The organism is Paenibacillus phocaeensis (assembly GCF_900021165.1).
GTDB classification, from domain to species: Bacteria; Bacillota; Bacilli; order Paenibacillales; family Paenibacillaceae; genus Fontibacillus; species Fontibacillus phocaensis.
Map to the genome: position 1 here is coordinate 260,138 of NZ_FCOQ01000013.1, position 9,863 is coordinate 270,000.

8 protein-coding genes (1 of these 8 cut by a window edge) are annotated in these 9,863 nt (G+C 51.3%); 7 read left to right on the top strand and 1 reads right to left on the bottom strand.

The features are described from left to right. The first annotated feature begins 387 nt into the window (after window positions 1-387). From dnaA to gyrB, 6 genes are all read left to right on the top strand, one after another. Window positions 388-1,734, top strand: a complete 1,347-nt coding sequence (gene dnaA, locus BN3795_RS08660; RefSeq protein ID WP_068784302.1) for a chromosomal replication initiator protein DnaA — start codon at window positions 388-390, stop codon at window positions 1,732-1,734. A 340-nt stretch (window positions 1,735-2,074) separates the two neighbouring features. After that, window positions 2,075-3,217 carry a DNA polymerase III subunit beta gene (gene dnaN / locus BN3795_RS08665; RefSeq protein ID WP_068784303.1) on the top strand — a complete coding sequence of 381 codons (1,143 nt, stop codon included), beginning with the start codon at window positions 2,075-2,077 and terminating at the stop codon, window positions 3,215-3,217. Between the two features lie 35 nt (window positions 3,218-3,252). Continuing rightward, window positions 3,253-3,477, top strand: a complete 225-nt coding sequence (gene yaaA, locus BN3795_RS08670; protein WP_068784304.1) for a S4 domain-containing protein YaaA — start codon at window positions 3,253-3,255, stop codon at window positions 3,475-3,477. A 57-nt stretch (window positions 3,478-3,534) separates the two neighbouring features. Then, complete coding sequence (recF, locus tag BN3795_RS08675) at window positions 3,535-4,647, top strand: DNA replication/repair protein RecF (protein WP_068784305.1); 1,113 nt, start codon at window positions 3,535-3,537, stop codon at window positions 4,645-4,647. A gap of 16 nt (window positions 4,648-4,663) precedes the next feature. Then, the gene (gene remB, locus BN3795_RS08680) at window positions 4,664-4,912 is read left to right on the top strand and encodes an extracellular matrix regulator RemB (protein ID WP_068784306.1); all 249 of its coding nucleotides are present in this window, start codon (window positions 4,664-4,666) and stop codon (window positions 4,910-4,912) included. A gap of 41 nt (window positions 4,913-4,953) precedes the next feature. Then, window positions 4,954-6,858 carry a DNA topoisomerase (ATP-hydrolyzing) subunit B gene (gene gyrB / locus BN3795_RS08685; protein ID WP_068784307.1) on the top strand — a complete coding sequence of 635 codons (1,905 nt, stop codon included), beginning with the start codon at window positions 4,954-4,956 and terminating at the stop codon, window positions 6,856-6,858. A 79-nt stretch (window positions 6,859-6,937) separates the two neighbouring features. Here gyrB and BN3795_RS08690 read toward each other — a convergent pair whose 3' ends face one another. Continuing rightward, window positions 6,938-7,729, bottom strand: a complete 792-nt coding sequence (locus BN3795_RS08690; protein ID WP_068784308.1) for a YheC/YheD family protein — start codon at window positions 7,727-7,729, stop codon at window positions 6,938-6,940. A gap of 337 nt (window positions 7,730-8,066) precedes the next feature. Between BN3795_RS08690 and gyrA the strand changes: the two genes are divergently transcribed. Then, window positions 8,067-9,863, top strand: the 5' portion of a protein-coding gene (gyrA, locus tag BN3795_RS08695) for a DNA gyrase subunit A (RefSeq protein WP_068784309.1). The gene runs 732 nt beyond the window's last position; 1,797 of the gene's 2,529 nt are visible here — the first part of the coding sequence; the start codon lies at window positions 8,067-8,069; its stop codon lies off the right edge, out of view.

Below are 9,863 nucleotides of genomic sequence, written 5' to 3' on the forward strand. Positions count from 1 at the left end.
TTCGAGCTTTCTCGTAATAACTTGTGAATAATTTTTTTGAGATTTTAGGGGGCCCTGTCGAATTCTAAACAAATTATAAACAATATGTAGTGGTGTGAATGAGATTTATGCACAAGTTATTGAATTTGTGGATAAAAGCAGACAGCGCATTGAAAAACAGGCCTTCTTTTGCTATGATTATATTGTTTTCGTTGTGAATATCTAAGTTTATCCGCTGATTTATTAACAGCCTGTGGATAACATTGTGAACAATTCGAAATTTTCTCGTTTTAAAATCATTATACTTTACTTAACATTGGGGATAAAATTCCCCTTTATTTATGTTTTTTCGACTTCTTTCTGCATGGCTTAAGCCACAATTGGAAGATTTAAAAGGAGTGACAGTCTGTGGACAGCCATACTTCGGAAATATGGCAACATATTTTATCCATCATTAATACGAAACTGAGCAAACCGAGCTTTGACACCTGGTTCAAGGCGACCAAGGTGGTCACCTTGACCGATCAGTCGATCGTGATCTCCGCTCCGACCACGTTCGCAGTGGAATGGCTGGAGAGCCGCTACACCAAGCTGGTGGCAACAACCGTTCTTGAGGTGATCGGCAAACAGGTCGACGTCTCGTTTGTGATTGAGGAGTCGGCCCCGCCCGAGCAAGCTCAGGTTTACAAGGAACCTCCCGCTCCCGTCCCAAGCGAGGAAAGCGTTTCCCATATGCTTAATCCGAAGTATACGTTCGATACTTTCGTCATCGGCTCCGGCAACCGATTTGCCCATGCCGCCTCCCTGGCGGTCGCCGAGGCCCCAGCGCGGGCGTACAATCCGCTGTTCCTCTACGGCGGTGTAGGACTTGGCAAGACGCATCTGATGCATGCGATCGGCCATTACATTTTGGAGCACAGCCCCAGCAGTAAAGTCGTGTACATTTCCTCCGAGAAATTTACGAACGAATTCATTAACTCCATTCGGGACAACCGCGCGGAGAGCTTCCGCAACAAATACCGCAACATCGATATTTTGTTGATCGACGACATTCAGTTCCTCGCCGGCAAGGAATCGACCCAGGAAGAGTTCTTCCATACGTTTAACGCACTGCATGAAGAGCGCAAGCAAATTATTATCTCCAGCGACCGTCCGCCGAAAGAGATTCCGACGCTGGAGGAGCGGCTGCGCTCCCGGTTCGAATGGGGCTTGATCACCGATATTCAGCCGCCGGATCTCGAGACTCGGATCGCGATTTTGCGCAAGAAAGCCAAAGCGGAGAACCTCGATATCCCGAACGAAGCGATGATGTACATCGCCAATCAAATCGATACGAACATCCGCGAGCTTGAGGGGGCGCTCATCCGCGTTGTTGCCTACTCTTCCTTGATCAATCAGGATATTACGACCCATTTGGCGGCCGAAGCACTTAAGGATATTATCCCATCCAGCCGACCGAAGATGATCACGATTCAGGACATTCAGCAAAAGGTCGGCGATTATTATAACTTGAAGCTGGACGATTTCAAGGCACGCAAAAGGACCAAAGCGATCGCCTTCCCCCGGCAAATCGCCATGTATTTGGCCCGGGAACTGACCGATTTCTCCTTGCCGAAGATCGGCGATGCGTTTGGCGGAAGGGACCATACGACGGTCATCCATGCGCACGAGAAAATCACCCAGCAGCTCAAGACGGATCAGGAGCTATTCAAAATCGTCAACAACATTACCGAAAAAATAAAAAGTGCCACCTGAATAAGGGATAAGCCTATGCACATGATATTCACATGTGGATAGGCTTCATTTCATATTTTTTCGGTTGTTATCCACATATTCAGTGCCCCTACTACTTCTTCTAATCTATTAAAGATATATACATCTTCATAAGCGGCGGACAAGCCACCGACTCTGATCCTTCACAGCCGCACTTGTCCAAGTGAAGAGGAAGGAAGCAGGGAGCGCCTCAAACCGTACATACCTCTAGGTTATGCTTCGGAGGCGAAGAATATGACAACTCATCTGCTGCCGAAGCCGCTTAATGACAAAGGATTCCCTTAGAAGCGTATGCTTCATAAAACGTTTAGGAGTTGAATTTATGAAAATCCGTATTTTAAAACATGATCTCAATGAATCGATCCAACACGTATCCAAAGCCATTTCGAGCCGGACGACGATTCCGATTTTGACCGGGATTAAGCTGGATGTGAATTTTCAAGGGATGACCCTGACGGCCAGCGATACGGACATTTCCATTCAAGCTTTTATTCCGGCTGAAGATCAGGAGAAGCAAATCGTACAGGTCGAACGTCCGGGCAGTGTTGTCCTGCCGGCGAAGTTCTTCGTTGAAATCATCAAGAAGCTGCCTTCCTCCGAGATTGAGATGGAAGTGCAGGACGGATTCCAGACTTTCATTCGGTCCGGATCCACCGATATCCAAATGGTAGGTCTTGACCCGGAAGAATTCCCGGTACTCCCCAGCATCGAAGAGAATCAAGTGATTTCGATTCCCGGCGATCTGCTGAAGAACATGATTCGGCAAACGGTCTTTTCCATTTCTACCAACGAAACCTCTCCGATTCTGACCGGGGTATTGTGGAATTTGACGGACAACCAATTCAAATTCGTCGCAACGGACCGTCACCGTCTGGCCAGCCGGATTGCCGGTCTGGACGATGCCGACGGCGTGCGCTTCAGCAACATCGTGATCGCCGGCAAAACGCTGAACGAACTGAGCAAAATTATTCCCGATCAAAATACGCGCGTCGACATCGTTGTTGCTGACAACCAAGTGCTGTTCAAGATCGATCGCGTGTTGTTCTATACGCGGATTCTCGATGGAACTTATCCGGATACTTCCAAGATTATTCCGACCACCTATAAAACAGAACTCGTCCTGGACACGAAGAAGCTGAGTGATTCGATCGACCGTGCTTATTTACTGTCCCGTGAGGAGAAGACGAACATCGTTCGCCTGCAGACCCTGGAAGACGGAACGATTGAAATTTCCTCCAGCTCCTCCGAGCTGGGTAAAGTTACCGAGCAGTTGGAAGTAGCCCAGTTTACAGGGGATCCGCTGCGCATTTCCTTCAACTCGAAATACATGCTCGACGTCTTGAAGGTCGTGGAGAGCGAACAGCTGCATATCGGGTTTACGGGAGCTATGAGCCCCATTATCATCAAGCCGGTAGACGACAGTCAAAGCTTGTACCTGATCCTGCCATACCGAACAACGAATTAATCTGTTTAGGGAAGATAAAAAAGGAGCCAACACCCATGAAAATAATTTCCATCTCAAGCGAATATATTAAACTGGATTCTTTTCTGAAGCTGGCGGATTGCGTGTCAACTGGAGGGATGGCCAAAGCCCTCCTGCAGGAAGGCGCTGTGAAGGTCAACCGCGAGCCGGAGGAGCGGCGGGGCCGGAAGTTGTATCCGGGCGATCTCGTTGAGGTGGAAGGATGCGGTTCTTTTCAGGTGACGGGAGAACAAGCGCCCTGAAGTGCCCTGACCGGGCCGAACCGCCGAAAACCGGCGGAAGATGAGGGGGCTTAGAACGTGTTTGTAAATCGTTTATCGCTGCAAAACTACCGGAATTACGGCACCCTTACGCTGGACGCCTTCGGCGCGGTTAATCTCATCATCGGGCGCAATGCCCAAGGGAAGACGAACCTGCTTGAGGCGTTGTTCGTGCTTGCGCTGACGAAATCGCACCGGACCGGCAAAGACAAGGAGCTGATTTCGTTCGGCAGCGACCATGCGGTGGTGTCGGCTGAGGTAGAGAAGAAGTACGGTGCGGTACAACTGGAGCTGCGATTGACGCCGCAGGGCAAGAAAGCGAAGCTGAACGGGCTTGAACAGCGGAAGCTGAGCGATTTTATCGGGGCGATAAACGTTGTGATGTTCGCTCCCGAGGATCTAGAAATCGTCAAAGGAACTCCCGGGGTACGGCGCCGGTTCCTTGACATGGAGATCGGGCAGGTTCAGCCCAGCTATCTCTATCATTTGCAGCAATATCAGAAGGTGCTGATCCAGCGCAATAATTTGCTGAAGCAGGCTTGGGGGGCCGGCCCCGAAATGACGACGATGCTGGACATTTGGAACGAACAGTTAGTCGAACATGGTGTTAAAATTATCAAAAAACGGAAACAATTTATAAGCAAACTGCAAAAGTGGGCGGAGCACATTCACGAGGGGATCACCGGAGGCGGCGAAACCTTGAAATTGGCTTATCTTCCTTCGTTCGGCGAGGCCGAGGAAGAAGATGAAGCTGTCCTATTGCGGCAATTTATGATAAAGTTATCACAAATGAAAGATCAGGAAATTCGCCGCGGCATGACGCTTTGCGGACCGCATCGCGATGATCTGTCGTTTATTATCAACGGCAACGAAGCGCAGGTCTACGGCTCCCAGGGCCAGCAGCGGACGACGGCATTATCCTTGAAACTGGCGGAAATCGAGCTCATTCACGAGGAAATCGGCGAATACCCGATCCTTCTCCTGGATGACGTTTTGTCGGAATTGGATCCGTACCGCCAGACCCAATTGATCGAAACGTTTCAGAGTAAAGTGCAGACGTTCATTACGGCTACGGGGATCGAAAGCATCAATGCGAGCCGGCTACAGGACGCCAGCATTTTTCATGTTCAGGAAGGACAAGTCCAAGGTTAAGGACGGAGGGAAACGGATGTATATCCATTTGGGCGGAGAAAAGGTGATTCTCTCATCGGAGTTGATTGCCATTTTCGATATCACGATCGAGAAATCTTCAAAAATATCCAAGCAGTTCCTCAGCCATGCGCTTGAGGCAAAGAACGTGGTGCGCATCGGCGAAGAGGAAGCGAAGTCGATTGTCGTGACCCAAAACGAGATCTATTACTCGCCGATCTCCTCCGCTACGCTGAAGAAGAAAGCGAACGTGATTTTAGCGGTTTAGCCTTGAATTTGATTCTAGAGAAGTAGGTGAAGGTTTTGTCAATGAACGAACAAACATATGACGAGAGTAATATTCAGGTGCTTGAAGGTTTGGAAGCGGTACGCAAACGGCCGGGGATGTACATCGGTTCGACCAGCGTTCGGGGCCTGCATCACCTGGTATGGGAAGTCGTAGACAATAGTATCGACGAAGCGCTGGCCGGCTATGCGAACAAAATCGACGTCATCGTTCATCCTGATAACAGCGTAACGGTAGTGGATAACGGCCGGGGGATTCCGGTCGGTATGAACGAAAAGCTGCAGAAGTCAACGCTGGAAGTCGTCATGACCGTGCTCCATGCCGGGGGAAAATTCGGCGGCGGCGGATATAAGGTATCCGGGGGCTTGCATGGTGTAGGCGTGTCCGTCGTGAATGCCCTCTCGACCAAGGTCATCGTTGAGGTCAAGCGGGACGGCCATGTGTATCAGCAGGAATACCATCGCGGTGTACCTCAATACGAGGTGCGGGTTATCGGCGACACGACCGAAACGGGAACGACAACGAGATTTTATCCCGATCCGGAAATTTTCACGGAGACGACGATTTTTGATTTCAATACCCTGTTAACGCGGATTCGCGAGCTGGCCTTCTTGAACAAAGGCATCAACATTTCATTGACGGACGAACGGACGGGTCATAGCGAGTCGTTCCACTACGAAGGCGGCATTATGGAGTATGTCCGCTTCCTGAACCATAACCGTGAAGTGCTTCATGAGGATCCCATTTACGTCGAAGGACAGCGGGACATGATTCAGGTTGAAGTTTCGCTGCAGTATAACGACAGTTATACGGAAAATATTTATTCTTTCGCAAACAACATTCATACGCATGAGGGCGGGACACATGAGTCCGGCTTCAAGAGCGCCTTGACCCGGATCATTAACGATTATGCCCGCAAGACCGGTATGATCAAGGAGAACGATTCAAACCTGACCGGGGATGACGTCCGGGAGGGCTTGACTGCGATTATTTCCGTCAAAATTCCGGAACCTCAGTTCGAAGGACAAACGAAAACCAAGCTGGGCAACAGCGAAGTGCGCGGGATTGTGGAATCGCTGTTCGCGGAGAAGCTGCAGGAGTTCATGGACGAGAATCCTTCCGTGTCCCGGCGAATCCTGGAGAAGTCGCTCCAAGCCTCGCGGGCACGGGAAGCGGCGCGTAAAGCGCGCGAACTGACGCGGCGCAAGAGCGCGCTCGAAGTCAGCGCCTTGCCGGGCAAGCTTGCCGACTGCTCCTCCAAGGACGCTTCGATCAGCGAACTGTATATCGTCGAAGGGGACTCGGCGGGCGGATCGGCGAAGCAAGGACGGGATCGCCACTTCCAAGCGATTTTGCCGCTGCGCGGGAAGATTCTGAACGTCGAGAAAGCGCGGCTGGACCGGATTCTCGGAAATGCGGAGATTCGGGCCATTATCACGGCGCTCGGCACCGGGATCGGCGAGGAATTTGATATTTCGAAGGCGCGGTACCACAAGATCATCATCATGACCGATGCCGACGTCGACGGCGCGCATATCCGCACCCTGCTGTTGACCTTCTTCTTTCGCTACATGCGCAAGATCATCGAAGCAGGATATGTCTACATCGCACAGCCGCCGCTGTTCAAGATTGAACGGAACAAAGTGGTTCGTTACGCCGGCTCGGAGAAAGAACGCGATGAAATCATCGCCGAATTTGGCGAAGGCGTCAAAGTCAATGTGCAGCGGTACAAAGGTCTGGGCGAGATGAATGCCGAGCAGCTCTGGGAGACGACGATGGATCCGGAGAGCCGCACGATGCAGCAGGTATCGATTTCCGACGCCATCCAGGCGGATGCGATTTTTGATACGCTGATGGGGGATAATGTTGAGCCGCGGCGGGATTTCATCCACGAGCACGCCAAATACGTCAAGAATCTTGATATCTAAGCGATATAGGGACCCTATAGAAAAAGGCTGTTCTAAACTGACCGGGCTTCCGCCCGGCAGATTTAGGAACAGCCTTTTTCTATTTTGCTTTGGCGGACTTGGCCTTCAACCGTCCGTAAGCGACGGCGTAGCGCCGAATTTTTTGGTAGACCTCCTTGGGATGCAGCATTTTGAAAGGGAACAAAGCCGGCTTCGTGTTGACTTCCAGAATCCAGATTTGATGCTGCTCGTCGATCGCGATGTCCAGGCCGATTTCCTTCAGTTTGGGAAATTTGCGGGCCAGTTGAAGCGCTGCCTGTACGCCAACCGATTTCATTTCCTTGTATTTCTCGGCAAATTCTCTGGGCGTCAGATGGGAGCTGAGCAAATCCTCGATCAGCATGACGCTGCCGCCCCCGTGATAGTTGGTGATGACCTTCTGCTGCGCGGCAATCCGTCCGATAAATCCGGTGGTTTCCCAAGTTTTGCGCGGTGTCCGCTGCACAAGGGCGCGAATATCGAATCTGCGTCGGCGGTAGGTGAGCAGGCGGATGCCTTTTTGGATCAAGTAGGACTTCTGTCCGATCTTCCCGGTTAGGGCGGCGTGCAGATCCTCGACCGTCGGGTACAGCTCGTATTCGATCCCATGCCTGAGCTTATATTGGACCGGGCTTCCCGGGGCCAGATCGTCCGTCCATTGCTCAATGCTCATGACACCGATGCCATAGGTCCCCTCATCCGGTTTGACGAAGACATAGCCGTACGTCTCGAGCATATCCCGGAGATGCTCGAAGGAGTATTTTCGCGTATCCGGAATGTATGGACGAAGGGATTCCTTCTGGCGGATCACTTTCGTTTTCTCCCACTTGCTTGCGATACGTTGGATCGTCAAATCGTTTAACCTTCCTTTCTTTCGGACCGCGGCGGGCCCGTTCTCATCCGTGCGAAAAACATAGGACAGAAGAGAAAAACAATGGTATAATTATAAGATATGGGGATTTTATAAGCTTTTTCAGTGATTCAAAGAAAATGCCTATATCCGTAGTGTATGAACGTACGATTCGATGGGAGTGGACACATCCCTATTTTTTTGCTGTCTATGGATCGTGTGCTGAAGACCGGTCACGTTTAATTGAGCTTGATTTGTGAAAGTAATATAATGAAAGTGGCGGTTTCTCGGGCTTTTTCCCATACGAAGGCACGTGGATAGATTATGAAGGAGGTCCAGCATGGCGGAAGAAAAATTCTCTCAAATCATAGATCGGGACATTAATGTGGAAATGCGCGAGTCCTTTATGGACTATGCCATGAGCATTATTGTCAGCCGTGCGTTGCCGGATGTGCGGGATGGTCTGAAGCCGGTGCATCGACGCATTCTGTATGCAATGTCGGATTTGGGGATGCATCCGGACAAACCGTTCAAGAAGTCGGCGAGAATCGTCGGTGAAGTCATCGGTAAATATCACCCTCACGGGGACTCTGCCGTTTACGAGACAATGGTTCGGATGGCGCAGGATTTCTCGATGAGATATATGCTCGTCGAAGGCCATGGCAACTTTGGTTCGGTCGACGGCGATATGGCTGCGGCGATGCGGTATACGGAAGCACGGTTATCCAAAATCGCAATGGAAATGCTGCGTGACATCAACAAAGAAACGATCGATTTCATGCCGAACTACGACGGTGAGGAGCACGAACCGGTTGTCCTTCCTTCCCGCTTTCCGAACCTGCTGGTGAATGGCGTGTCGGGGATTGCGGTCGGAATGGCGACGAACATTCCTCCGCATAACTTAGGGGAAGTCATCGACGGGGTTCATGCTTTGATTGAGAATCCGGAGATTAGTTCGCTGGAATTGATGGATTATATCAAAGGCCCGGATTTTCCGACGGCCGGTTATATTTTGGGACGTTCGGGGATCCGGCAGGCGTATACGACCGGTCGCGGATCGATAACGATGCGGGCCAAGACGACGATTGAGGAGCACAATAACAAAGCTCGCATCGTGGTGGAGGAGCTTCCTTACCAGGTCAATAAAGCCCGTTTGGTTGAGAAAATCGCCGAGTTGGTCCGCGAGAAGAAGATCGACGGCATCACCGACTTGCGCGATGAGTCCGACCGTACAGGGATGCGTGTGGTTATCGAGCTTCGCCGAGATGTGAATCCGAGTGTCGTGCTGAACAACCTGTATAAGCATACGGCGCTGCAAAGCACGTTTGGCATTAATATGCTGGCGATTGTGAACAATGAGCCGAAGATCCTGACGCTGAAGGACGTTCTGAGCCATTACCTGAAGCATCAGGTTGATGTCGTACGCCGGCGCACGGAATTCGATTTGAAGAAAGCCGAAGCTCGGGCGCATATCCTGGAAGGCTTGCGGATTGCTCTGGATCATATTGACGAGGTCATCGCCCTGATCCGGGGTTCGAAATCCGATGAAGAAGCCCGCGTAGGCTTGATGACTCGCTTCGGGCTGAGCCTCGAACAGGCGCAGGCGATCCTCGATATGAGACTCCGCCGGTTGACCGGCTTGGAACGCGAGAAGATCGAAGATGAGTACAACGAATTGCTGCAGAAGATCGCTGAGTATCGCGAGATTCTGGCGAATGAACATCTCGTGCTGAAAATCATCGGCGATGAGCTGCAAGAAATCCGCGAGAGATTTGCCGACGAACGCCGCACGGAGATTACGATCGGCGAAGAGAGCATCCTTGACGAGGATTTGATCCCGCAAGAGGAAGTGGTCATCACGATCACGCATACCGGCTACATCAAACGGTTGCCGGTTACGACGTACCGCAGCCAGAAGCGCGGCGGGCGCGGCGTCGTCGGGATGGACACCAAGGATAATGACTTTGTGGAGCATTTGTTCGTCACGAACTCCCACCATTATCTGATGTTCTTCACCGACCGCGGCAAGGCCTACCGGTTGAAGGCGTATGAGATCCCTGAGTTGGGACGTACCGCGCGGGGGACGCCGATTATCAACCTGATTCAAATCGAGCAGGGAGAGACGGTCAACGCGGTC